Genomic DNA, 23681 nt, shown 5'->3' on the forward strand with positions numbered 1-23681 from the left:
TCTGCCAGATGTACGCGGCGACCGGTTCGCCCCCTGGCTGACGGCCGGAAACACCGCCCGGAAATCGCTCAGACCGCCCGCAGGTACTGGTCAGGCCAACCGGCGGCCACCCCCAGCTGGTGCGCGGCCTGCCGGGGCCAGTACGGGTTACGCAGCAACTCCCGTCCCAGCAGCACCGCGTGCGCCTGCCCCGACGCGACGATCGCCTCGGCCTGCTCCGGTTCGGTGATCAGGCCGACCGCTGCCACCGGCAGGTCGGTGTCCCGCGCCACCGCCTCGGCGTACGACACCTGGTAGCCGGGACCGGTCGGCACCCGTACCCCCGCCGCGTTGCCCCCGGTGGAGACGTCCAGCAGGTCCACGCCGTGGGCGAGCAGTTCCTTGGCGAACCGTACGGTGTCCTCGCCGGTCCACCCGTCCCCGGCCGGCAGCCAGTCGGTGGCCGAGATCCGGAACAGCACGGGCAGGTCGGCGGGCCAGACCGCCCGGACCGCGTCGACCACCTCCAGGGCGAACCGGGTCCGGTTCTCGAACGAACCGCCGTACGCGTCGGTGCGGCGGTTGCTGTGCGGGGAGAGGAACTCGCCTATCAGGTAGCCGTGCGCGCCGTGCACCTCGACAACCTGGAAACCCGCGGCCAGCGCCCGCCGCGCAGCGGCGGCGAAGTCCGCCACCACCTGCGGGATCTCCCCGACGGTCAACTCGTGCGGCACCGGGTACCGCTCGTCGTAGGCGACCGGGCTGGGGCCGACCGGCTGCCAGCCGCCGTGCTCCGGGGCGAGCGGCGCACCGCCGAGCCAGGGGGCAGCGGTGCCGGCCTTGCGTCCGGCGTGCGCGAGCTGGATACCGGGGACCGTACCGCTGCGCTTGAGGAAGTCGGTGATCCGGACGAACGCCGTCTGTTGGCGGTCGTTCCAGAGCCCCAGGTCACCGGGGCTGATCCGCCCCTCGGGGGCAACCGCGGTGGCCTCGACCAGGATCAGACCGGCACCTCCCACCGCCCGGCTGGCCAGGTGTACGAAGTGCCAGTCGGTCGGCACCCCGACGTCGGGCCCGTCGGCCGCAGCGCTGTACTGGCACATCGGGGCCATCCACACCCGGTTGGGCACGGTGACCGAGCGCAGGGTCATCGGCTGGAACAGGGCACTACCGGCAGTTGCGGTCGACTCGGTCACGACGTACTCCTTGCGCGGAACGACAACGAAAGACCTCTTGGTACGACGAACATCGTAGTACGACGAACATGAAACTACGAGACCTGTCGTACTATCAGACGGTCAGAAACGAGGTGCGTCGTGCCACAGCAAGCCCCCACCCCCGATCCGTATGCCCCCGAAGCTAACGCCGGGCGCGTCCTGACCCATCCCACCCGCGACGAGATCCGGCTGGAGTCGGTGCTACACGCACTGGCCGACCCGACCCGGCTACACATCGCCCACACCCTCGCCCGCCTCGGTACGGAGGTGCCCTGCTCGGTCATCGACCTCGCGGTGAGCAAGTCCACCACCACGCACCACTATCGGGTGCTACGGGAGGCGGGGGTGATCAGCCAGGTCTACCGGGGCACCGCGAAGTTGAACGGCCTGCGCCGCGCCGATCTCGACGCCCGCTTTCCCGGCCTGCTGGACAGCGTGCTCACCGCCGCCGGACGACAGGCCACTGAGGGTTGACGTCGGACGACAGGCCCCCAAGGGCTCACGTCGGACGACAGGCCAGCAAGGGCTCACGTCGGACGACAGGCCAGCAAGGGCTCACGTCGGACGACGGAGCCGGGCCACGCGACGGGGCCGGGCATAGCCCACCAGCTACGGACGGGCCGGCGGCCGGTCCCAGCCGACCGGTAGCGTCGGCACGGTCCAGGTGGGGTCCGGAACGAAGTCGCACCAGGTGCCGTCGAACGGGAACTCCCCCGCCTCGGCCATCTTGATCACCCGCTCGCCCTCGGCCCGTACCGCTGCCTCGTCGGTCACCCAGTAGTGCTCGGGGAAGGCGAGCCGCTCAACGAACTCGTCCTCGTCCTTCCAGCACCAGCTCCGGTCCGGCTCGATCACGACATCGAGATCCTGGTCCACCACGTCGACCCCGGCCACGTCACCGTCGTCCCAGCGGACCCCCGGTTCTTCGAGGTTGACGTACCACCGAGCGAACCCACCGGCCTCGGCCTGGAACCACCAGACCGAGTAGGCACCCTCCGTCGGCAGGAACTTCAGCAGCGGCGGGCCGTTCCAGACGCCCACGGCCAACCGGTAGGACCTGGTGATCCACTCGGTGAACGGCATCATCCGCATGCCCCGACCGTCGTCGGCGACCTCGCTGGCCACCGGGGTACCTCGGGCGATCCAGAGCAGCAGCCCTCGCTCGTCGTCACTGACAACCCGGGCCGGGCGAACCCAGCCGATCCGTCCCCGTCGGACATTGCGGTGCAGGATCAACCGCCCCGGCTCGAAATGCACGCCCCCATCCTACCGAGCAAGCCGTCCCCAGGCTGCCACCGAGGGGCGCGATCCACAGTCTCGAAGTACCCGTCGACCGGGACCGGGACCGGAGCACGGAGCACGGAGGGACCCCGGGCACCCGTCGTCCGCACCGCCGCCCGCCCACCAGAGCCGGATGGAGCGACATAGGTCACTTCCAGGTCGGGACCAAAGTCCTTCTTTACTACATGCGGTAGTAGTTAAAACAAAGACTGACCAGTGGCCACCCCCGATGCCTGATTGGTCCACAGGAGGACCCGATGATCAGAAGTATCGCCCTGTCCGTCAGCCCAGAACTTGGCTTCCCCAGTTGGCTTCGCGTCACCCACCTCATCAATTTCCTGCTCATCGGACTGTTGATCCGAAGTGGGTGGGAAATAATCTCCAGCCACCCTCGGATGTACTGGCGCAACGACTGCGGCCCCGGCACGGAGTGGATTCGGTTCACCAGGAAGAAGGTGCCCGCCGAAGAGGGCGTCTACTTCGCGCGCGACGACGAGTGCAGCCTGTCCCCGTTGATCTCGTTGCCCGGCCGAAAGAACATCGGCATCGCCCGGCACTGGCACGCGATCGTGACCGCACTCTGGACGCTCAACGGGCTCGCATACGTCGGCCTGCTCTTCGGCACCGGCCAGTGGCGTCGGATCGTACCCACGTCATGGGACGTCTTCCCGCAGGCCTGGGAATCACTCAAGATCTACGCCGGCCTCGGCATTCCATCGATCGAGCACTTCCAACCGTACGACGCGTTGCAGCAGCTCATGTACTTCGTGGTCGTCTTCGTCGCCGCACCGTTGATGATCGCAACCGGCCCGGTCATGTCCCCGGCCGTGGTCGGCCGGTTCCCGTGGTACGCCCGACTCTTCGGCGGGCGTCAGGCCGCACGATCACTGCACTTCCTGGGCATGGCCTTCCTCGCAGTGTTCATCGTCATCCACGTGACGCTCGTGTTCGTCGTCCACCCGCGATACAACCTGACCCACATGATGCTCGGCGAGGGCGACCCGGCCCGGTTTGGTCAGGCACTGACCATGGCGATCGCCGGCATCGTCACGGTCGTGGCTCTCTGGCTGGCCGCCAGCTACTGGAGCCTGGCCGACCTACGTCGGGCCCAGGTCGTCCTCAACAACCTCGGCGAACCGCTGCGTCAGGCAACCGTCAACCACTTCTCCTCCCGGCAGCGCCGCAAGCAGGTGTGGGCCGAGAAGGACATCTCGCCCTACCACTGGAGCAATGGCCGGCATCCCGTGGGTGACGAGTCACCCGAGTGGAACGCCCTGATGGCGAACGCCTGGAAGGACTACCGGCTGGAGATCGGCGGCCTCGTCGAGAAGCCGATCTCACTGAGCCTGGAGGATCTGCGGGCCATGCCACGGCAGGAACAGATCACCCTACACACCTGCATGCAGGGGTGGACCGGGATCGCCAAATGGGGCGGGGTGCGGTTGTCGGACGTGTTGGCCCTGGTGGAGAAGAAGCCCAACGCCAGGTACCTGAAGTTCACCTCCTTCGGCCTGGCGCAGAAGATGCACGGCGGCCGGCCGCTGGAGCCGTACTACAGCTGCTTCGGTGTGGACCTCATCTACCAGGACGAAACGATCCTGGCCTTCGACATGAACGACAAGCCACTGCCCCTCACCTTCGGCGCCCCGCTGCGGTTGCGGGTTGAGGAGATCCACGGCTACAAGATGGTCAAGTACCTACGCAAGATCGAGTGGATCGAGGACTACCGCACCGAGGGCGACGGCCAGGGCGGCACCCGCGAGGACTCCAGCTACCAGGTCATCAACGCGCGGATCTGACACAGCGTCTGGACTCCCCCACCGCCGGCGGCGCGGATTCCTGCTCAGTAGAACGATCAGGAACCCGCGCCGCAGCCGTGGTCAAGCTGCCGTAGCCGTGGTCAAGCCGGCACAGCCGTGGTCAAACTGCCGTAGCTACGGGCCGTCGGCGCTGCCGATCAGTAGGCGCGGGCCAGAATGGCCACCAGGTCAGGCTCGTCGGCCGAGTCCGGCACCGAGCCGTCGGCCCGGACCAGACAACGTACGGTGACACCCTTGCCGTTGGCGGTGAGTTCGCCCTGCTCGCCGACCGCCGACCACGGCACCCGGGCCCAGCCGGTGGCCGCCGCCTCGATCGCCTCGTCCAGGGTCGCCACCGTCGTGGTCCGCGACTCGCGCAGGGCCAGTGCCTCGTCGTACAGCGCCTGCTGGTCTGCCTCCAGGGCGGCGAGCACCGAGGCCACCACGTCGGCCACCGGCACCGGAGTCTTCGACCCATTGGTACGGCGAACCACCACCGCGTTACCGGCGGCGAGATCCCGGGGGCCGACCTCGACGCGTACCGGATAGCCCTTGAGCTCGGCATCGACGGCGCGGCGGCCGAACGGGGTGTCGGTCCGGTCGTCGAGCGCGACCCGGACCCCGGCGTCGCGCAGCGCGTCGCGCAGCTTCGCCGCCGCCTCGGTCACCCCGTCGCCGGCCTTCACCACCATGATGTGCGCCTGCACCGGGGCCAGCCGGGGCGGCACCCGCAGCCCGTTGTCGTCGCCGTGCACCATGATCATCCCGCCGATCATCCGGGTGGTGGTGCCCCAGGAGGTGGTCCAGGCGTGCTCGACGCTGCCGGCCGCCGAGGTGAAGGTCATCTCGAACGCCTTGGCGAAGTTCTGGCCCAGCTCGTGGCTGGTGCCCAGTTGCAGCGCCTTGCCGTCACCCATCATGCCTTCGAGGGTGTACGTACTGGTGGCGCCGGCGAACCGCTCCCGGTTGGTCTTGCGTCCCACCAGCACCGGAATGCCCAGCACGTTGACCATGAAGTCCTCGTAGACCTCGTGCAGGATCCGACGGGCATAGGCTCGGGCGTCCGCCTCGTCGACGTGCGCGGTGTGCCCCTCCTGCCAGAGGAACTCACTGGTCCGCAGGAAGATCCGGGGCCGCAGCTCCCAGCGGACCACGTTCGCCCACTGGTTGAGCAGCAGTGGCAGGTCTCGGTAGGAGTCGATCCACTTGGCCATGAACTCGCCGATGACCGTCTCGCTGGTCGGTCGGACCACCACCGGCTCGGCGAGCTGCTTGCCCCCGCCGTGGGTGACCACCGCCAGCTCCGGCGAGAAGCCCTCGACGTGCTGGGCCTCCCGCTTCAGGTAGCTCTCCGGGATGAACAGCGGGAAGTACGCGTTCTCCGCCCCGGTCACCTTGATCCGGGCGTCCATCTCGGCCTGCATCCGCTCCCAGATGGCGTAGCCGGCCGGTCGGATGACCATGGTCCCCCGCACCGGCCCGTTGTCGGCGAGCTTCGCCTTGGCGATCAGGTCCTGGAACCAGCGGGGAAAGTCCTCCGCCCGGGGAGTGAGCACGCGTGCCATAGCCGCACATCCTATTCGCCGACGTACGACCGGCGTTACCCGGCGTACGCCGTCTTGCCGCCGTCGAGCACCATCTGCGCTCCGGTCGCGTACGGGAAATCGCCGGAGGTGAGGGCGACGGCGAACGCAGCCACCTCCTCAGCGGTGGCCAACCGTCCCACCCCCGGCACGCTGGACTTGCCGAACTGGGCCGCCATGACGTCCCACGCCACGTCGGGCAGATCCGCCGCCCCGGCCAGTCGCCGGACGAAGTCGGTCTTGGTGGTGCCCGGCAGCAGGGCGTTGATCCGGATGTTCTCGGCGGCATAGTCGTGGGCGGCGCTCTGCACGAGGCCGACGAGAGCCCGCTTGGAGGCGGCGTAGGCGGCCTTCCCGCCACTGGTGGAGATGGCGTTCGAGGAGGAGGTGACCAGGACGGCACCGCCACCCCGCCGCCGCAGGTGCGGAATCTGGAACTTCAGTGCCAGGAAGACCCCACGCAGGTTGGTGGCGAGCACGTCGTCCCATTCGTTGGCCGTGTACTCGTGCAGTGGCTTCTGGACCGTGATGCCGGCGTTGTTGAAGCAGACGTCGAGGCCGCCGTACCGCTCGGCGACGGTGTCGACGAACTGCCGTACCTGCGACTCGTCGCGGACGTCGGCGCGTACGTAGGTGGCCTCCCCACCGGCCGCGCGGATCTGGCGTTCGACGTCCCGGCCCAGGTTCTCCCGGCGACCGCAGAAGCCGACCTGCCCGCCCTCGGCGGCGTACTGGAGGGCGGCGGCGCGGCCGATCCCGGAGGTGGCACCGGTGATCAGGACGACCTTGCCGGCGAAGCGCTGATTCGCACCCGGGTGGATCTCGGGGCTCGGCGCGGTACGGCCGAGGACCACACCGCCGACCAGACCGGCGACGGCTCCGGCGCCGACCCCGGCCACACCGGTGCCGATCAGCCTTCGGCGGCTGTACCCGGCACGGGCGGTGGCCGGGTCGACGGAGGTGGTCGACTCGCCGGGGGCAGTGGTCGACTCGCCGGGGGCAGTGGTCGACTCGGCGGCCGGTTCGACGTTTTCGTTCGGGGTTGCCATGACGTCCCTTCATCGGCTGGCGGGCGACGTCCACCCGCCACATCCGAGTCTGGTGACGGATGCACGCCGTAACGTCGGCCCGCCGGTCGGTGTGTACGGCCACCGGGCCGGCCTCTCGTAGGAGGCGGCTCCTGCCCGGGGAGGACCATCGGCGCTCCTGCCCTGGCTACCTTTCACGGATGGCTCTCCCCCGGATCAGCGTGCTGTTCGAAACCCGGGCATGGCCGCTCCGGCTGGCCATCCTCGCGGCGTTGGCCATCGGGTACCTGCTGGCCCGTGGCCCTTCGGCGGAGCCGTCGATCGTCGACTGGCTGCTGTCCGCCGCCTCGGTGCTGGTGTACGCGGGCAGCGCACGCTGGCCACTGGCCAGTCCTCTGGTGCAGGCCGTCCTGCTGGCGGTGGCCCTGTGGGCGGGCGATGCCAGCCCGGTCATCGTGAAGGTCGGTGCCGGGGTCGCACTGTTCGAGCTGGCGATGCGCCGCTCCGGCTGGTACTGCGTTTACGGGACGGTCCCGCTGTTGCTGGTGTATCTGGTGGAGGGATCGTGGTCCACGCTGTACCGGGGTGCCGTGGTGACGCTGGTCCCGGTGCTGCTCGGGGCGTACGTCCGATCGGTGCGGCTGCTCTCCGCGCAGGCGGAGCGGCGTGCGGAGGAGGAGCGGCTGCGGCGGCGCTCGGAGACGCGAGCGGCCCGGGCCGACGAACGTACGGCGATCGCCCGGGAACTCCACGATCTTGTCGCCCACCATGTCGCCTCGATGGTGTTACGGGTGGGGGTGGCCCGGCACGTGTTGGACGACGCCGACCCCAAGGTGCGCGAGGTGCTCGACGACGTGCACGCCAGCGGGGTGGCGACCCTGGCGGACCTGCGACGGTTGGTGACCGTACTGCGGGATCCGGCCGGCGGCGGCCAGGTGGGACTGGTGGAGCCCGGCGAGTTGCCGGCCGCGCTCTCCGAGGTGGTGGATCGGGCACAACGCCTAGGCCTGTCGGTGTCCGCACAGATCGACCCCGGCATCGCCGGTCTGGACACGATGCGTGGCCTGGCGATACTCCGGTTGACCCAGGAGGGGCTCGCGAACGTCGCCCGGCACGCGGGTCCGCAGGCCAGGACGACGGTGTCGGTACGGTTGATCGAGGCCGGTATGGCACAGGTCGACATCGCCGACGACGGCGGCCGGGGCCACCCAGAACTGTCGTCAGGCACGAGGGGCAGTCTCGGCCACCCGGAACTGTCGTCTGGGCGGGCGGCGGGTTCGGCGGTCGCGGACGCGACGGGCGGCCACGGGATCATCGGCATGCGGGAGCGGGTCGCGGTGCTGGGCGGATCACTGACGGTGGGCCGGGACGGGCCGGGTTGGCGGTTGTCGGCGCTACTGCCGGCGGCGGGTGGCAGCGGAGGGGACAAGCGGTGATCCGGGTGCTGTTGGTCGACGACCAGACCCTGGTACGGGCGGGACTACGGATGCTGTGCGAGGCGTCGCCCGACCTGGAGGTGGTCGGCGAGGCGCGCAACGGGCAGGAGGCGGTACAGCTCGCGGCCCGCACCGCACCGGATGTGATCTTGATGGATCTGCGGATGCCGGGAATGGACGGTACGCAGGCGACGGCGCGAATCGTCGAGGCTCGACCATCGGCACGGGTGCTGGTGCTGACCACCTTCGACGATGACGACCATCTCTATCCGGCGATGGCAGCGGGCGCGTGTGGGTTCCTGGTGAAGGACGCGGCACCGGACGACCTGCTAGACGGCATCCGGCGGGCCGCCGCCGGGGACAGCCCGTTCAGCCCGACGGTGCTGCGGCGGTTGGTGGCGGCAGCGGTGTCGGTGCACGCCGGTGCGGCGGAGGCGGACCCGCGCCCGTCGGATGTGCGGTTGACGCCCCGAGAGTCGGAGATCCTGGCCCTGGTCGGGGCGGGCCTGTCCAACGCGGAGATCGGTGAGCGGTTGCATCTGGGCGTGACCACGGTGAAGACCCACGTCTCGGCGGCGATGACCAAGACCGGGGCGTCGAACCGGGTACGGCTGGCCGTGTTCGCCGTGCGGCACGGCCTGGCCTGACCGGAGACGCCCGGGAAACGGACGAACGGGCACTGGCCTGACCACCGGAAACCGGGTCAGCGGACGAACGGGCACTGGCCTGACCACCGGAAACCGGGTCAGCGGACGACCCGGCCGCGCAGGACGATCCGGCGCGGGTCGCGTACCACCCGCAGGTCGGCTCGGGGGTCGCTGTCGTAGACCACCAGGTCGGCCAGCCCGCCCTCGACCAGTCCGGGAAAGCCGAGCCAGTCCCGAGCCCCCCAGGACGCGGCGCGCAGCACGTCGACCGGGGACATGCCGGCCTGCTCGTGCAGCAGCAGCATCTCGGTGGCCGCCAGCCCGTGCGCGATACCCCCGCCCGCGTCGGTGCCCAGGTAGATCGGCACCCCGGCCTCGTACGCCGAGCGCACCACCTCGGGGAAGCCGTCGCGCAGGGCGAGCATGTGGGCGGCGTACCCGGGGAACTTCTCCGCTGCCCGCTCCGCGATGGACCCGAACGTCTGAATGTTGATCATCGTGGGCACCAGGGCGGTCCCCCGCCGGGCCATCTCGTCGATCAGATCGAGGCTCAGGCCGGTGCCGTGCTCGACCGAGTCCACCCCGGCCCGGACCATGATGTCGACGGCCGACTCGGAGAAGGTGTGCACCGCCATCCGGGCCCCGGCCGCGTGCGCGGTCTTCACCGCCTCGGCCATCGTGTCCGCGTCCCAGGCGGGGGCGAGGTCCCCGGCGTCGCGTTCGATCCAGTCCCCGACCAGCTTCACCCAGCCGCTGCCGGCCCGCGCCTGCTCGGCCACGGTGGCGGCGACCTCCGTCGCCGGGACCTCCACGCCGATGTCCCGCAGGTAGCGGCGGGGCGGCGCGACGTGCCGGCCGGCACGGGCCAGTCGCGGCAGTTCCGGCTCGTCCGCCAGTTCTGGGTACGGGTACGGCGAGCCCGCGTCCCGGATGGCCAGCACCCCGGCGTCCCGATCGATCGTCGCCAGCCGTCGCGCCTCGTCCAGGGAGCCGATCGGGGCTCCGCCCGGGGCGATACCAATGTGGCAGTGCGCGTCGACCAGGCCGGGCAGGACGTACCCGCCGTCGGCGATGGTCTCCGCCCCGGGGACCGGGGTGTACGTCACCCGGTCGCCCACCAGCCACAGGTCACGTACCTCGTCGTCGGGCAGCACCACGCCACGCACATGCAGAGCCATGTGCACAGTCCTACCCGATCACGCCTCGCCGCGCTCCCGCAGCCCCGTCCGACGGGCCGTGAGCGCCGGCAGGTCGACGGTCACCTTCCACGGCCGCTCGGTGACGAACACGTCGTCGGTGTGCGCGGCTGGTTCGTAATCGCCCTTCGGGCCGAGCACGAACTCGGTGAGCGTCATCCGCTCGTGGAGCGGATCGACCACCCAGTACGTCGGCACACCCGCGTGCGCATAGACCCGCGCCTTGTCGTACATGTCGCGGAAGGTGGACTCCGGGGAGATCACCTCGACCGCCAGGATGGCGTCCCGCACCGGCACCGGACTGCGGTCGACGTGGTCGGGTCGGATCGCGACCACGTCCGGGCGGGGCTCATTACGTCGATCGATCCGCATCGACAGGTCGATGCTCACCACGTACTCCGGCGGGCAGTTGACCTCAAGCGCGAGCAGAATTCGGACACACAGGTCCTGGTGCAGGTGGGTGGGGGACGGCACGATCAACCTTCCGTTGACCAACTCGTAAGGAAGGTCCTTCGGCAGGTCACCGAGGTCGTCGACCGTCCACTCCTGCCGTTCCGGCAGAATCGGCGCCGCAGTCATGGCCTACTCCTTCCAGGGGCCCTGTCACCCTAGGCGATGAGAACGTCGCTCACGGTTGACGACACGCCAAGGGTCAGCCCTTCGACTCGTCGTCCCGCTTGCCCAGCTTGCCGAAGTCGAGCTTGGGCAGCTTGAAGCCCGGCGGCAGGCCTTGGCCGCCGGCCAACGCGCTCGGGTCCAGCCCCGGCGGGAGCTGCGGCATCCCACCGGGCATTCCGCCGGGGAAGCCGCCACCACCCTGCGCGCCGCCGCGCGAACGCCCGCCGCCCTTCGTGCCCTTCCGCTTGTTCTTCGGCGACTTCGTCGCCTTGCGCCGACCGCCCGGCAGGCCCATCATCCCGCCCATCTGCTTCATCATCTTCTGCGCGTCGGCGAAGCGGTTGAGCAGCTGGTTGACGTCCATAACGGTGACCCCGGAGCCGGTGGCGATCCGAGCCCGACGGGAACCGTTGATGATCTTCGGGTTGGTCCGCTCGCCCGGGGTCATCGACCGGATGATCGCGGTGATCTTGTCGAAGTGCTTGTCGTCGACCTCGGCCAACTGGTCCTTGACCTGCCCCATGCCGGGCATCATCGCCAGCACGTTGGCGATCGGCCCCATCCGGCGGACCGCGATGAGCTGGTCGAGGAAGTCCTCCAGGGTGAACTGCTCGCCGCCCATCAGCTTGGCGGTCATCTTCTCCTTCTGATCGGCGTCGAAGGCCTGCTCGGCCTGCTCGATCAGAGTGAGTACGTCCCCCATGCCCAGGATCCGGCTGGCCATCCGGTCCGGGTGGAAGAGGTCGAAGTCCTCCAGCTTCTCACCGGTGGAGGCGAAGAGGATCGGCTGGCCGGTGACCTCCCGTACGGAGAGCGCCGCACCGCCCCGGGCGTCGCCGTCGAGCTTGGAGAGCACCACACCGGTGATCCCGACCCCGTCGCGGAACGCCTCGGCGGTGCGGACCGCGTCCTGACCGACCATCGCGTCGATGACGAAAATGACCTCGTCGGGATTGACGGCAGCCCGAATGGCGGCAGCCTGCGCCATCATCTCCGCGTCGATGCCCAGCCGGCCGGCGGTGTCGACGATGACGATGTCGCGGGCGGCCCGCTTGGCGTGCTCGATCGACGCCTTGGCGACCTGCACCGGGTCACCGACGCCGTTGCCCGGCTCCGGGGCGTACACCTCGACCCCGGCCCGACCACCGAGCACCTGGAGCTGCCCGACGGCGTTGGGACGTTGCAGGTCGGCGGCGACCAGCAGCGGCTGGTGGCCCTGTCCCTTGAGCCAGCGGGCCAGCTTTCCGGCGAGGGTGGTCTTACCCGACCCCTGCAGACCGGCCAGCATGATCACGGTCGGCGGCTGCTTGGCGAACTGCAACCGGCGGTTCTCGCCGCCGAGGACGCCGACCAGCTCCTCGTGGACGATCTTGATGACCTGCTGAGCCGGGTTGAGCGCCTGGGAGACCTCGGCGCTGCGCGCCCGCTCCTTGATCCGGGCGATGAAACCCTTGACGACCGGCAGGGCTACGTCGGCCTCCAGCAACGCCAGCCGGATCTCCCGAGCGGTGGCGTCGATGTCGGCGTCGGTAAGCCGCCCCTTGCCGCGAAGCTTGGTAAAGATCCCGGAAAGGCGGTCACTCAAGGTGTCAAACACGACTTAACATCCCGTTTGTCGAATTCCGGCGGACAGAGCGCAGCCGGCGCGGATAGCCGCCAGGCCACTGCAAGGGTAACCGCCCGTCAACCTCGGCGCGTGGGTGCCGGTCCCGCCCTCAGGCCACACGTTAGGAAGGGCCCCTTCCTAACAGTAGAAGCGATAAGAAGGGGCCCGTCCTTACCCCGCAGCGGCGAGGACGGCGGACTCCAGGCGGGCCCGCTCGTCGTTCGACGGCCAGGCGCCGACGAGATAGAAGGTGTCCACCGCGTCACTGCCGAGGGTGGCGATCCGGGCCGCCCGGACCAGGGCACCAGCGTCGTCCAACGCTACGCACACCCGGTACAGCAGTCCGGGGGCATCGGCGGCACGCAACTCCAGCAGCACCGCGTCGGTGGCCGCGTCCCGGTGCCAGACCACCCTGGGGGCCGCCCCGGTGGAGCCGCCGGTCGGCGTAGGGCGACGCAGCCGGGCCAGCACCGACGGGTCGACGGTCACCGCCCGGCGCAGGTCGGCGGTGAGCGCCATCGGGTCGGGCGGGCTGCCGTAGCGCGGTTGCACCCGACACTCGACCAATGCCCGCCCGTCCACGGTTGCCGCGTCGGCGGCGAGCACGTCGAGCCGGTGCAGGGCAAGACAGCCGGCGACCGTGGCGAGCAGGCCGCGCCGGTCCGTCGCGGCCACCGCCACCCGACCATCCCCCAGGTGTACGGCGGGCAGTGGGCCCGCCACCAGCGCCGGATCGGGTACGGCCGGCGCCGGCGGTGAGCCGGTGTCCAGGGTGGCGCGTACCCGGGCGACGAGTTCGGCGACGAGCCGCCCCTTCCAGTCCGACCAGGCGGCCGGCCCGGTGGCTCGGGCGTCGGCCCGGGTCAACGCGTACAGCAGGTCGAGGGTGCCGGGGTCACCGACCGCCTCGGCGACGGTGGCGATGGTCACCGGGTCGCCCAGGTCCCGTCGGGTGGCCACCTCGGGCAGCAGTAGGTGCAGCCGGACCAGTTTCTCGACCAGCGCCACCTCGGTCGGGGGCAGGCCGATCCGGGTGGCGATCTGCGCCGCGATCGGTGCGCCGACGACGCTGTGGTCACCGTCGAGCCCCTTACCCACGTCGTGCAGCAGGGCGGTGAGCAGCAGCAGATCCGGCCGAGCAACCTCCCGGGTGTGCGCACCCGCCTCGGCTGCGGTCTGCACCAGGTGCCGGTCCAGGGTGAACCGGTGGGCCGGGTTGTGTTGCGGCCGGCTGCGCATCCGGGGCCACTCCGGTAGCCAGCCGTCGACCAGGCCGTACCGGTCGCAGGTCTCCCAGGTGGGCGGCAGGCCGGGACCGGCGCCGAGCAGGGTGACCAGCGCGGACCGGGCCGCCGGCGGCCACGGTGCCGGCAGCGGCGGGCAGTACGCGGCAAGCCATTCGCAGGTGGCCCGGGATATTGGCAGCCGGGTGCTGGCTGCGGCGGCGGCGACCCGCAGCGACAGGCTCGGGTCGGGACGGGCCCCGATGGCGGTACGCGCCAACACCAGTTCCCCGTCGTGTTCGACCACGTCCCGGGCGACGGGCCGGCGTACCGGCCGACCGTCGGCACCGTGACGCACCCGGGACCCGGACCGCAGCCGGTCGGCGGCCCGCCACCCGTCGGTCAGGGCGTGGCTGACGGTACGGGCGTCGCCGGCAACCCGGCGCAGCAACGCGTCCGGATCGTCCAGATCGAGTAGGACCGCAACGGCAGCCCGTTCCTCGGCGATCAGCCGGTCGATCCGGCGACTGGTCGCGATGTGCAGGGCGTCGCGGGTGTCGAGCAGTCGCCGGTGTGCGGCCCGTACGGCGGGACGCAGGGCGTCACTGATCCCGGCGTACCCGATGGCGCGCAGTAGCCCCACGTCGCGTAACCCGCCGGCGGCATCCTTGAGGTCACCTTCGAGCAGGAAGGCGAGTTCACCGTGGGCCTGCCACCGGGCGGTGGTCACCTCGCGCAGTTCCGGCAGCCGCCGCACGGCGGTACGTCGCCACTGCTCCCCGGCGGCGGTGACCAGTCGGGTGGAGAGTTCCCGGTCTCCGGCCACGTGTCGGGCGTCGAGCAGGCCGAGGGCGACCTTGATGTCGTCCCTGGCCACCGACAGTGCCTCGTCGACGGTGCGTACCGAGTGGTCCAGGCTCATCCGGGCGTCCCAGATCGGATACCAGAGCGCGGCGGCGATTTCGTCGACGTCGGCTGCCCCGGTGTGCAGCAGCACCAGATCAAGATCCCCGTACGGCGCGCATTCCCGCCGGCCGAGCCCGCCGACGGCAACCAGTGCCACCTCGGCCCGGTCGGCGGGGAACAGCCCGGCCAGCCAGCGGTCCCACACCGCCGCCCGTTCCGTCCGTCCTGCCTCGCCGATCCGCCCCGCCTCGTCATTCAAGAGGTCCGCCTCGTTGATCAGGGGGTTCGGGTCACCCGGACCGCTGCCGGATGACGCCGGGCCCTTGATCAACGAGGCGGGCATGGGATCAGAGAGCGTCGAGGCCGTGCTCACCGGTACGGACGCGAACCACGTCCTCCACGGCGGTCACCCACACCTTGCCGTCACCGATCTTTCCGGTACGCGCCGCCGTGACGATCGCGTCGACCACCTTGTCGACGTCGATCTCGTCGGTCAGCACCTCGACCCGAATCTTGGGCAGGAACTCCACCGTGTACTCGGCACCCCGGTACACCTCGGTGTGGCCCTTCTGCCGCCCGTACCCCTGCACCTCGCTGACGGTGAGGCCGGCGACCCCGAGGGCCTGTAGCGCCTCCTTCACCCCGTCGAGCTGGTGCGGTTTGATGACCGCGGTCACCAGTTTCATGTCCAGTCCCTCCATGGATAGACGTTAACCAGCGACCTTCTCGCTGACTGGCTCGGCTGGCTCGACCGGTGCGGCTGGCTCCACTTCCTCGACTGGCTCCGCTTCCTCGACTGACGCGGTCGGCTTGCTGCTGGGCGTACCGATGCCGGCCAGGGCGAACGCACCACCGCCGCCACCACCACCGGCCGGCGAGAGGTCGTACCCGCTCTCGGCGTGCTCGGCGATGTCGATGCCGTCGACCTCGGCCTCCTGCGTGACCCGGAAGCCGATGGTCTTCTCGATCGCGAAGCCCAGCGCGTAGGCGATGACGAAGGAGAGGACCGAGACGATCAGGGCGCTGAGCGCCTGGGCACCGAGTTGGGCCAGCCCGCCGCCGTAGAACAGGCCCTCGTTCGCCACCAGCGAGCTGATCTGGCTGGTACCGAAGAGCCCGATCCACAGGCAGCCGATCCAGCCGCCGACGAAGTGCACACCGACCACGTCGAGCGAGTCGTCGAAGCCGAGCCGGTACTTCAGTCCGACGGCCAACGCGCAGACCGCACCGGCGACCAGACCGAGCAGGACCGCGGCCCAGGGGGCGACGAAGGCGCAGGCGGGCGTGATCGCCACCAGGCCAGCGACCGCCCCGGAGGAGGCACCGACCAGGGTCGGCTTGCCGTTACGCAGCCACTCCACGACGATCCAGCCGAGGATGGCGGCGGCGGTGCAGACCTGGGTGTTGAGGAAGGCGATACCGGTGATCGCGTCGACGGTCAGTTCCGAGCCGGCGTTGAAGCCGAACCAGCCGAACCAGAGCAGTCCGGTGCCCAGCGCCACCATCGGTACGTTGTGCGGCTTCATCCCCTCCCGAGGCCAGCCGACCCGCTTGCCGAGCACCAGGGCCAGGGCGAGCGCCGCCGCTCCGGCGTTGATGTGCACGGCGGTACCGCCGGCGAAGTCCAGCGCGCCGATGTCCGCGCCGATGAAGCCACCGCCCCAGACCATGTGGGCGACCGGGAAGTAGACCAGCGTCGCCCACCCGAAGGCGAACAGCAGCCAGCCGGAGAACTTCGCCCGGTCCGAGATCGAGCCGCTGATCAGCGCGACCGTGATGATCGCGAACATCATCTGGAAGGCCATGAAGACGTAGAGCGGGATGCCGGTCTCACCCCACAGGTCGGTCTCGGCCAGGAACGTCTTGGTGCCGAGGTACTGGCCCAGGTTGCCCCAGACGCCGTTGACATCGTCACCGAAGGCGACGCTGAAGCCGTAGAAGAGCCAGAGAATCGAAATGAGCCCTATCGAGGAGAAGCTCATCATCATCATGTTGAGGACGCCCTTGGACCGGTTCAGGCCGCCGTAGAACAGCGCCAGACCCGGTGTCATGAGCAGCACGAGGGCGCTCGACACCAGCAACCACGCGGTGTTGCCGGTGTCGATCGTCGGTGCTTCAGGCACGCTGGCCTCCTAGAGTCGCCGGTTCCCTCCTTCCGGCCCACTGCGGCAGCGCTGCCCGTACGCCGGTTGCGCGGAAGCTTCCTGCGCGCCTGTTTCACCAGGGGGCACGCACCGGTTTCCAACTGGTCACGACTTGTTTCTTACGTGTGACAACTACCGATCTTCGACCGGTCCGGCGATGCCGCTGACGAGGTTGGCGACGATCGTCGTGACATAGCGCTCGGCGGAACCCGGGTCGCGCGGCTCGGTGAAGTGGCCGAGGAAGGCGTACTGGAGGCAGGCCCCGATCAGGAGCGACGCGGCCGCTTCGGGATCGGCGTCGGGCCGAATCCGGCCGCGGTCACGCTCGGCGGCGAGATACGCGGCGACGGCCAGGGGAACGTTCTGCGGGCCGGCGCCGCGTTGGCGAAGGGCGTCGCGGTGGGCGGCCAGCAACTGTGGCTCGGAGAAGAGCGACGCGGCCATGGGGAAGCTGTAGGTATAGAAGTCGATCGCACCGTGGGCGACGCCGCGCAGCGTGGCGGCTACGTCGCCCGTACCGGCGCGACCGGCGAGTTGGGCGAGCAGCATCCCGAACTCGCCGGGCACGCGTTCGTTGAGGACCGCGACGAACAACTCCGTCTTGCTGCTGAAGTGCTTGTAGAGCGTGGCCTCCGAGAATCCGGCCGCAGCGGCGATCTGTTTGGTGGTGGCCCGCGCCAGCCCCTGTTCCCGCATGACCTTCCCGGCCGCATCGAGAATCCGATCTCTGGTGAGCACGGTCATAGTACCTCCGGTTTGACATCAAGTGAGTGCTCACTAACCATAATAGTTAGTGAGCACTCACTAACCACAGGGGGCACCCATGCAACTAACGGTCTTCGGCGCGACCGGCGGCACCGGGCTACAGGTGGTCACCCAGGCCCTCCGGGCCGGTCATCAGGTACGGGCGGTGGTCCGCGATCCCGCCGGGCTCACCATCGACGCCCACCCGAGACTCATCGTCCACCGCGCCGACGTCACCGACCCCGCCGCGATCGCACCGGCCCTGGCCGGCACGGACGCTGCCATATCGGCGATCGGCAGCCGAACCAACCGCCAGCCGACGGCGGTGTGCGCCGACACCGCGGCCAGCATCACCCAGGCGATGCGGGACAGTTCGATCCAACGGCTGGTCATCGTCAGCGCGAGCGGAATCTTCACTGACGGCGACGACCCATTCACCCGGGCGCTAGCAAAGCCGGTACTCAAGCGGATACTCCGACACCCCTTCGCCGACATGCTCCAGATGGAACAGATCGTCCGCGAGACCGATCTGCACTGGACGATCATGCGGCCACCGATGCTCACCAACGGGCCGGCGACCGGCGCGTACCGCACCGAGGTCGGCCGCAACGTCTTCGGCGGCATCCGCCTGTCCCGCGCCGACCTCGCCCACTGCATCCTGCGTGGCCTGGATGAGCCGGCCTGGACCCGAGCCACCGTCGCCGTGGCCCGATAGGGCGGCGACCAGGACGACCCGTCGGACCCACCACAACCCTCCACGAGGAGCAGACGTGCCCACCATCTCGACCGAATCAACCAGCACCAACCCTGCCGACCCCGCCGGCCCTACCGATCCCGCCGGCCCTACCGATCCCGCCGACCCTACCGATCCCGCCGGCCCTGCCGGCCCTACCGGCCGACCGGCTCGGCCCGCCGCCGGTACGCGCCGCCGCTGGATCAAGCCAGCGGTGACCGTACTCGCCGTATCGACGGTTACCCTGCTGGCCGGCGTTTCCACGCTCGCCTATCTGGCCTTCCTCCGATCGCCCAGCCACTCGCCCCAGGAGTTCCTCGACCGAGGTCGAGGCAGCGGCACGAACCAGGTCGTCGTCGCAGCCGGTGCCAGCATGACCCAGGCCTCGCTCAGCGCCGACTGGGTGGGCGCGCTCCGGCACCGGTTCACCTCCGCCGGGTACGAACTCGTCAACGCCGGCAACAACGGCGACACCACCGCCGACCTGTTGAAGCGTCTCGACGACGATGTGGTCGCCTGCGACCCGGACGTCGTCACGCTGCTGGTCGGCACCAACGACGTCCTCAACGGTGTGCCACTGGCCCAGTTCCAGGCCAATCTCACCTCGATCTTCGACCGCCTCGACGCCGGGACCCACGCCAGGGTCGCCATCCTCTCCCTTCCCCCGCTCGGCGAGGACCTGGACTCGGCCCGGAATCGGGAGCTTGCCCGGTACAACTCGATCATCGAGCAGACCGCAGCCGCCCGTGGCGCGACCTACCTGCCCCTCAACGAAACCCTCACCTCGCTCGTCAGGCAGCACGGCGGCAGTGCCCCGCCATACGACTTCAGCTTCGGTCTGACCTTCCGCATCGCCTTCCAGCGGTACGTCCTGCGAAGCGACTGGGACGACATCGCCCGAGGAAACGACCTGCGAGTCCTCACCGACCACGTCCACCTCAGCGACCGGGGCGGTGCCGTCGTGACGGACCTCGTCGCGAACTGGCTGGACCATGGCGGCCAACAGCGGTGACACTGGCGGCCGACAGCGGTGTGCCACGGCCGGGCGACCGGACGCGGGACCGACCGTTGCCCGGCGGTGGGCCTAGCGCAGCGCGTACTCCAGGGTGTGTCGCTCGTAGTCGAGCAGCCGCAGGTCCCGCATCGGCCGGCGCAGGTGGCCCTTGTGCACGATCCGGACGAAGGCCGGTTCACCCGCCGCCGCCATCCGGCGAATCCCTTCGATGTGGTCGACGATCCGCTTCCGGATGGTCCGGACCAGGCGGTGCCGGTCGCGCGGGATCAGCCCGTACGCGTCGGCGAACATCCGCAGCCGGCGCGGCCGGTTGGGCCGCTTCCAGCCCAGTGTGTAGGAGTCCCGGTCGGAGAAGAGCGGCACCCAGGTCCAGGCGGCGTAGGCCACGTCGTAGATCCGTGACCCCGGGGAGGCCAGGTCGAAGTCGATCAGGGCGAGGGTGCCGTCCGGCCGCCAGATCACGTTGTGCGGGGCGGCGTCGTGGTGGCAGATCACCTCGGTGTCCGGGGGCGGCGGTCCGAACGAGCGCCACACCGCGTTGGGTGCCGGGGTGAAGCCGTACTGCGCGTCGTGGAACATACGCAGCATGGTCGCCACGGTGACCAGCGCCTCGTCGGTGACCCAGTGCGGGGCGAGCGGATATTCCCCGCACTCCCCCTCCAGGTACGACAGCACCTCGCGGTTGCGCTCGTCCATGCCCAGGGCGCGGGGCGAGCCGGTGAACCCGACGTACTCCAGGTGGCGCAGCAGGGCGTGCACCGACGGGGTCCACGGGCCGACGTTGCGCCGGACCGTGTCGCCAACCCGTACGACGGTGCTGACGTTCCCGCCGTGCAGCGGGATCTCCTGTGCGGTCACGTACGGTCCCCCGATCGGCGACACCGGCTCACGATGATCACTCCAGGCTACGCGTCAGAGCCAAGCGGTTCGGTGCCGAGCAACGCGTCGACGAACTGTGTCGGCTCGAACGGAGCCAGGTCGTCCGGCCCCTCGCCCAGCCCGACCAGCTTGACCGGAATACCCAGTTTGCGCTGTACGGCGATCACGATCCCCCCCTTGGCGGTGCCGTCCAGCTTGGTCAGCACGACACCGGTGACATCGACCACCTCGGTGAAGACCCGGGCCTGCTCCAAGCCGTTCTGCCCGGTGGTGGCGTCGAGCACCAGCAGCGTCTCGTCGACCGGACCGTGCTTCTCCACCACCCGCTTGACCTTGCCCAGCTCGTCCATCAGGCCGATCTTGTTCTGCAACCGGCCGGCGGTGTCGATGAGTACCGTGTCCACGCCCAGATCGATACCCCGACGGACCGCGTCGAATGCCACGCTGGCCGGATCCGCCGCCTCCGGTCCCCGGACCACCTCGGCCCCGACCCGACTGGCCCAGGTAGCGAGCTGGTCGGCGGCGGCGGCCCGGAACGTGTCGGCGGCACCGAGCACCACGCTGCGGCCGTCGGCGATCAGCACCCGGGCGACCTTGCCGCAGGTGGTGGTCTTGCCAGCGCCGTTGACGCCGACCACCAGCAGCACGGCCGGGGCCCCCTCGCGCGGGGCGGTCCGCAGCGACCGGTCCAAAGTCGGGTCGAGGGCGTTGACCAGCTCGGCGGCGAGCAGCGCGCGCAACTCGGTGGCGGTACGCGTGCCAAGCACCCGGGTCCGCTCCCGCAGCCGGTCGACGATCTCGCGGGTCGCGTCGATGCCGACGTCGGCGGTGATCAGGCTGTCCTCGATCTCCTCCCAGACGTCCTCGTCGAGCCGGTCCCGGGAGAGGAGACTGAGCAGGCCCTTGCCGAAGACGTTCTGCGAGCGGGACAGCCGGGTGCGCAGCCGGATCAGTCGACCGGCGGTCGGTTCCGGTGTCTCCAGGACAGGTGCCGGCACCTCGACCTCGGTGGGCGGGGCCACCTCGACCTCGGGCTCGATCTCGACCGGCGGTACGACGACGTCGGTCGGGGGAGCCACCTCGGTCGGCGGCGGTTCCTCGACCACCACCGGGGGCCGGGTCTGCGCTGGCTCGGGCGGGGCCGGTCGGCGCCGGAGTCGGGGCACCATCAGGCCGATGGTGCCGAGCACCAGCACGCCCAGCAGGATCAGCGCGACGACGAGGTAGTCCATGCGGCAAATCCTGACAGATGGCGGCTCGGGCGGCCCAGCCGGCGCACCCGCCCAGCCCAGTGAACTAGCCGATACCCTCGGCTGGCGTGGCCGCGGAGGGGGTAGGAAGGATGAACCCCCCACCTCTGGAGGTTCGGCCATGTCCAGCACTCGACTTCTCATCGGTCCGCTGTTGCGTCGGGTCGTTGGCACCCGGGCCACCATCTGGGTGGAGACCAGCGCCCCCGCCGTGGTCCGGGTGGAGACCCGCTCCGGTGCCCGTGGCGAGGCACACACCTTCAGCGCGTACGACCATCACTACGCCCTGGTCGTGGTGGACGGGCTGGAGCCGGCGAGCGCGACGTCGTACCAGGTCCACATCGACGACGAGCCGGTCTGGCCGCAGCCGGAGACCGACTTCCCGCCGAGCGTGATCCGGACCCGGGCCGCCGATGACACCGACCAGCCGGTGCAGCTGCTGTTCGGCTCATGTCGGGAGACCACCCAGCACGCGACCGCTCGTCGGCTGCCTCCGGACGCGCTGGACGCGTACGCCCGGCGGCTGATGGCCGCCGACGATCCCGCCGCCAACCTGCCCGACCTGCTGGTCCTCCTCGGTGACCAGGTCTACGCCGACGAGACCTCGCCGACGGTGCGGCACCTGCTCAAGCGGCGGCGCCGCCGGCCCCGAGGGGCCCCGGCCGACCAGGTGGTCAGCTACGACGAGTACACCAAGCTCTACCTGGAGTCGTGGCGTGACCCGGAGATCCGCTGGCTGCTCTCCACCCTGCCCAGTGTCATGATCTTCGACGATCACGAGATCATCGACGACTGGAACACCTCGGCCTCCTGGCGCTCGGACGCCCGGGACTACCCCTGGTGGCAGGAACGCATCACCGCCGGGCTGGCGTCGTACTGGGTCTATCAGCACCTGGGCAACCTCAGCCCGGACGAGATCGCGACCGACCCGGTATACCGCGAGGTCACCACCGTCGAGGACGCCACCGAAATACTGACCGAGTTCGGCCGACGGGTCGACACCGAGTCGGACGTGGCGCACGACACGGAACGCTGGCGGGCCGCGCAGTACCAGTGGAGCTACGCCCTGGACCTCGGTCGCACCCGACTGGTGGTGCTGGACAACCGGTGCAGCCGGGTCCTCGAACCGGGACAGCGGGCGATGCTGCCGCCCGGCGAATGGGCATGGTTCACCGACCAGGCGCACGGCCACTACGACCACCTGGTGGTCGGGTCGTCGCTGCCCTGGTTGCTGCCGCCCGGCATCCACCACCTGGAGGCCTGGAACGAACGGCTGGCCGACTCGTCGCACCGGTGGGTGGCCTGGCTCTCCGAACGGGTAAGGCGTGGGCTGGACCTGGAACACTGGGCCGCCTTCCACCGGTCGTTCGAGGCGCTGGCGGCGCTCTTCGCCCGGATCGGAGCCGGCCATCGAGTCGAAGCCGGCGACCGGGTCGGGGTAGGCGACCAGGACGGAGCCGGCCATCGAGACGGAGCCGGCGACCGGGTCGGGGTAGGGCCGGCGTACGCCGCACCAGCATCGATCAGCGTGCTCTCCGGCGACGTGCACCACTCGTACGTGGCTCGGGCCCGGTTCACCGACCCGGTCGTCACTCCGGTACACCAGTTGACCTGTTCCCCGATCCACAACCAGGTGCCCGCCGCGATGCGACCACTGATGCGCTGGGGCTGGTGGCGTGGCCCCACCGGAGCGACCCAGGCCCTGGCCCGCTCCGCTGGCCTGCGCCGCGAGACCGTACGCTGGCGCAAACTCGCCGGGCCCTACTTCGGCAACGCGGTGGGCACCCTGGTGCATCGGAACCGCGCGGCCGAGGTACTCATCGAGGGCACCGACAAGGACGGCCGCCTGCGTCCCATCGCACAGCAGGCACTGACCGAACCATCGGATCCGACGGTGGACCGGGACAACCTGCGTATGAGGGAGACTGCCGGTGGACGATGACAGCGTCTCGGCGGTGGAGCACGAGCTGGCCGTCCTGCTCCGCAGGGCGCGGGCCACGTCCGGGGAGATCGCCCGCGAGGTCCATCCGGCGTTGGAGCCGACCGCGTACGGGCTGCTGGTCTGGATTCGTCGCTGCGGTCCGGCCCGGCTCACCGACCTGGCCACCGAGATGCGGATGAGCAAGGGCAACCTGAGCCGTCAGATCTCCGCCCTGGAGACGATGGGGTTGCTCCAACGACAGGCCGATCCGGTGGACGGCCGGGCGTTCCGGCTGGACCTGACCGACGAGGGACACCGCCGGTTCAACAGGGCCCGCAAGGCCCGTACCGCACAGTTGCAGCAGATCCTGCGGGAGTGGTCGCCGACGGACCGGGCCGAGTTCGCTCGACTGCTACACCAGTTCAACGACGATGCCCGATAACGCAGCACCGACCGCCTGGTAGCCAGGGTGGCAC

21 protein-coding genes are annotated in these 23681 nt (G+C 70.0%); 8 read left to right on the forward strand and 13 right to left on the reverse strand.

All coding sequences use genetic code 11. The annotated features are described in order from the left end of the window. Positions 1 to 68 precede the first annotated feature (68 nt). A complete protein-coding gene (locus tag FHR38_RS06045; protein WP_312881888.1) occupies positions 69 to 1175 on the reverse strand; it encodes an NADH:flavin oxidoreductase/NADH oxidase in 1107 nt (368 codons plus the stop codon). Positions 1176 to 1295: 120 nt separating this feature from the next. Here FHR38_RS06045 and FHR38_RS06050 point away from each other — a divergent pair, with 120 nt between their 5' ends. Beyond that, complete coding sequence (locus tag FHR38_RS06050; protein WP_184533540.1) at positions 1296 to 1670, forward strand: ArsR/SmtB family transcription factor; 375 nt, start codon at positions 1296 to 1298, stop codon at positions 1668 to 1670. Between the two features lie 135 nt (positions 1671 to 1805). Here the strand turns inward: FHR38_RS06050 and FHR38_RS06055 are convergent, their stop codons facing one another. Next, complete coding sequence (locus tag FHR38_RS06055; protein WP_184533542.1) at positions 1806 to 2453, reverse strand: ribonuclease FAU-1 family protein; 648 nt, start codon at positions 2451 to 2453, stop codon at positions 1806 to 1808. A gap of 281 nt (positions 2454 to 2734) precedes the next feature. On the opposite strand from FHR38_RS06055, the gene FHR38_RS06060 reads away from it, so the two are divergent. Further along, on the forward strand, positions 2735 to 4276 hold the full coding sequence (locus tag FHR38_RS06060) for a molybdopterin-dependent oxidoreductase (RefSeq protein ID WP_184533544.1): 1542 nt from the start codon (positions 2735 to 2737) through the stop codon (positions 4274 to 4276). Between the two features lie 158 nt (positions 4277 to 4434). On the opposite strand, the gene proS is transcribed toward FHR38_RS06060, so the two are convergent. Both proS and FHR38_RS06070 read right to left on the reverse strand, forming a co-directional pair. Next, a complete protein-coding gene (proS, locus tag FHR38_RS06065) occupies positions 4435 to 5841 on the reverse strand; it encodes a proline--tRNA ligase (protein WP_184533547.1) in 1407 nt (468 codons plus the stop codon). Between the two features lie 35 nt (positions 5842 to 5876). After that, on the reverse strand, positions 5877 to 6908 hold the full coding sequence (locus FHR38_RS06070) for an SDR family NAD(P)-dependent oxidoreductase (RefSeq protein ID WP_184533549.1): 1032 nt from the start codon (positions 6906 to 6908) through the stop codon (positions 5877 to 5879). 179 nt (positions 6909 to 7087) lie between these two features. On the opposite strand from FHR38_RS06070, the gene FHR38_RS06075 reads away from it, so the two are divergent. Then, on the forward strand, positions 7088 to 8323 hold the full coding sequence (locus FHR38_RS06075) for a sensor histidine kinase (protein WP_184533551.1): 1236 nt from the start codon (positions 7088 to 7090) through the stop codon (positions 8321 to 8323). Then, a complete protein-coding gene (locus tag FHR38_RS06080; protein ID WP_184533553.1) occupies positions 8320 to 8970 on the forward strand; it encodes a response regulator in 651 nt (216 codons plus the stop codon). The genes FHR38_RS06075 and FHR38_RS06080 overlap by 4 nt, the downstream gene beginning before the upstream one ends. A 98-nt stretch (positions 8971 to 9068) precedes the next feature. On the opposite strand, the gene FHR38_RS06085 is transcribed toward FHR38_RS06080, so the two are convergent. The 7 genes from FHR38_RS06085 to FHR38_RS06115 form a co-directional block, all read right to left on the reverse strand. After that, positions 9069 to 10148 carry an amidohydrolase family protein gene (locus FHR38_RS06085; protein WP_184533555.1) on the reverse strand — a complete coding sequence of 360 codons (1080 nt, stop codon included), beginning with the start codon at positions 10146 to 10148 and terminating at the stop codon, positions 9069 to 9071. Between the two features lie 18 nt (positions 10149 to 10166). Next, a complete protein-coding gene (locus tag FHR38_RS06090; RefSeq protein ID WP_184533557.1) occupies positions 10167 to 10745 on the reverse strand; it encodes a Uma2 family endonuclease in 579 nt (192 codons plus the stop codon). 73 nt (positions 10746 to 10818) lie between these two features. Next, entirely contained in the window at positions 10819 to 12381 is a 1563-nt protein-coding gene (gene ffh / locus FHR38_RS06095) for a signal recognition particle protein (RefSeq protein ID WP_184533559.1), read from the reverse strand. A gap of 180 nt (positions 12382 to 12561) precedes the next feature. Then, positions 12562 to 14862 (reverse strand): [protein-PII] uridylyltransferase, encoded by a 2301-nt coding sequence (locus tag FHR38_RS06100; RefSeq protein ID WP_184533561.1) that lies wholly within the window; start codon positions 14860 to 14862, stop codon positions 12562 to 12564. A 4-nt stretch (positions 14863 to 14866) separates the two neighbouring features. Further along, entirely contained in the window at positions 14867 to 15205 is a 339-nt protein-coding gene (locus FHR38_RS06105; RefSeq protein ID WP_184539304.1) for a P-II family nitrogen regulator, read from the reverse strand. A gap of 24 nt (positions 15206 to 15229) precedes the next feature. Continuing rightward, the gene (locus FHR38_RS06110; protein WP_184533563.1) at positions 15230 to 16642 is read right to left on the reverse strand and encodes an ammonium transporter; all 1413 of its coding nucleotides are present in this window, start codon (positions 16640 to 16642) and stop codon (positions 15230 to 15232) included. 153 nt (positions 16643 to 16795) lie between these two features. Further along, positions 16796 to 17401: a TetR/AcrR family transcriptional regulator gene (locus FHR38_RS06115; protein WP_184533564.1), complete on the reverse strand. Its 606-nt coding sequence runs from the start codon at positions 17399 to 17401 to the stop codon at positions 16796 to 16798. An 85-nt stretch (positions 17402 to 17486) separates the two neighbouring features. Between FHR38_RS06115 and FHR38_RS06120 the strand changes: the two genes are divergently transcribed. Both FHR38_RS06120 and FHR38_RS06125 read left to right on the forward strand, forming a co-directional pair. Beyond that, complete coding sequence (locus FHR38_RS06120; RefSeq protein ID WP_184533566.1) at positions 17487 to 18122, forward strand: NAD(P)-dependent oxidoreductase; 636 nt, start codon at positions 17487 to 17489, stop codon at positions 18120 to 18122. A 55-nt stretch (positions 18123 to 18177) separates the two neighbouring features. Further along, positions 18178 to 19152: an SGNH/GDSL hydrolase family protein gene (locus tag FHR38_RS06125; protein ID WP_184533568.1), complete on the forward strand. Its 975-nt coding sequence runs from the start codon at positions 18178 to 18180 to the stop codon at positions 19150 to 19152. A gap of 72 nt (positions 19153 to 19224) precedes the next feature. Here FHR38_RS06125 and FHR38_RS06130 read toward each other — a convergent pair whose 3' ends face one another. Further along, positions 19225 to 20037: a phosphotransferase gene (locus FHR38_RS06130; protein WP_184533570.1), complete on the reverse strand. Its 813-nt coding sequence runs from the start codon at positions 20035 to 20037 to the stop codon at positions 19225 to 19227. Positions 20038 to 20060: 23 nt separating this feature from the next. Continuing rightward, on the reverse strand, positions 20061 to 21266 hold the full coding sequence (ftsY, locus tag FHR38_RS06135) for a signal recognition particle-docking protein FtsY (protein WP_184533571.1): 1206 nt from the start codon (positions 21264 to 21266) through the stop codon (positions 20061 to 20063). Between the two features lie 139 nt (positions 21267 to 21405). On the opposite strand from ftsY, the gene FHR38_RS06140 reads away from it, so the two are divergent. Beyond that, complete coding sequence (locus FHR38_RS06140; protein WP_184533573.1) at positions 21406 to 23226, forward strand: alkaline phosphatase D family protein; 1821 nt, start codon at positions 21406 to 21408, stop codon at positions 23224 to 23226. After that, a complete protein-coding gene (locus tag FHR38_RS06145; protein WP_184533575.1) occupies positions 23216 to 23647 on the forward strand; it encodes a MarR family winged helix-turn-helix transcriptional regulator in 432 nt (143 codons plus the stop codon). The genes FHR38_RS06140 and FHR38_RS06145 overlap by 11 nt, the downstream gene beginning before the upstream one ends. Positions 23648 to 23681 lie beyond the last annotated feature (34 nt).

It is taken from the genome of Micromonospora polyrhachis (assembly GCF_014203835.1).
Classification (GTDB): domain Bacteria; phylum Actinomycetota; class Actinomycetes; order Mycobacteriales; family Micromonosporaceae; genus Micromonospora_H; species Micromonospora_H polyrhachis.

What these genes read in the sequence shown, in the direction of transcription:
- FHR38_RS06075 (WP_184533551.1), top strand. Translation starts at nt 7,088, where the DNA reads ATGGCTCTCCCCCGGATCAGCGTGCTGTTCGAAACCCGGGCATGGCCG.
- FHR38_RS06070 (WP_184533549.1), bottom strand. Translation starts at nt 6,908, where the DNA reads ATGGCAACCCCGAACGAAAACGTCGAACCGGCCGCCGAGTCGACCACT.
- FHR38_RS06105 (WP_184539304.1), bottom strand. Translation starts at nt 15,205, where the DNA reads ATGAAACTGGTGACCGCGGTCATCAAACCGCACCAGCTCGACGGGGTG.
- FHR38_RS06085 (WP_184533555.1), bottom strand. Translation starts at nt 10,148, where the DNA reads ATGGCTCTGCATGTGCGTGGCGTGGTGCTGCCCGACGACGAGGTACGT.
- FHR38_RS06090 (WP_184533557.1), bottom strand. Translation starts at nt 10,745, where the DNA reads ATGACTGCGGCGCCGATTCTGCCGGAACGGCAGGAGTGGACGGTCGAC.
- FHR38_RS06120 (WP_184533566.1), top strand. Translation starts at nt 17,487, where the DNA reads ATGCAACTAACGGTCTTCGGCGCGACCGGCGGCACCGGGCTACAGGTG.
- FHR38_RS06140 (WP_184533573.1), top strand. Translation starts at nt 21,406, where the DNA reads ATGTCCAGCACTCGACTTCTCATCGGTCCGCTGTTGCGTCGGGTCGTT.
- ftsY (WP_184533571.1), bottom strand. Translation starts at nt 21,266, where the DNA reads ATGGACTACCTCGTCGTCGCGCTGATCCTGCTGGGCGTGCTGGTGCTC.
- FHR38_RS06100 (WP_184533561.1), bottom strand. Translation starts at nt 14,862, where the DNA reads ATGCCCGCCTCGTTGATCAAGGGCCCGGCGTCATCCGGCAGCGGTCCG.
- proS (WP_184533547.1), bottom strand. Translation starts at nt 5,841, where the DNA reads ATGGCACGCGTGCTCACTCCCCGGGCGGAGGACTTTCCCCGCTGGTTC.
- FHR38_RS06060 (WP_184533544.1), top strand. Translation starts at nt 2,735, where the DNA reads ATGATCAGAAGTATCGCCCTGTCCGTCAGCCCAGAACTTGGCTTCCCC.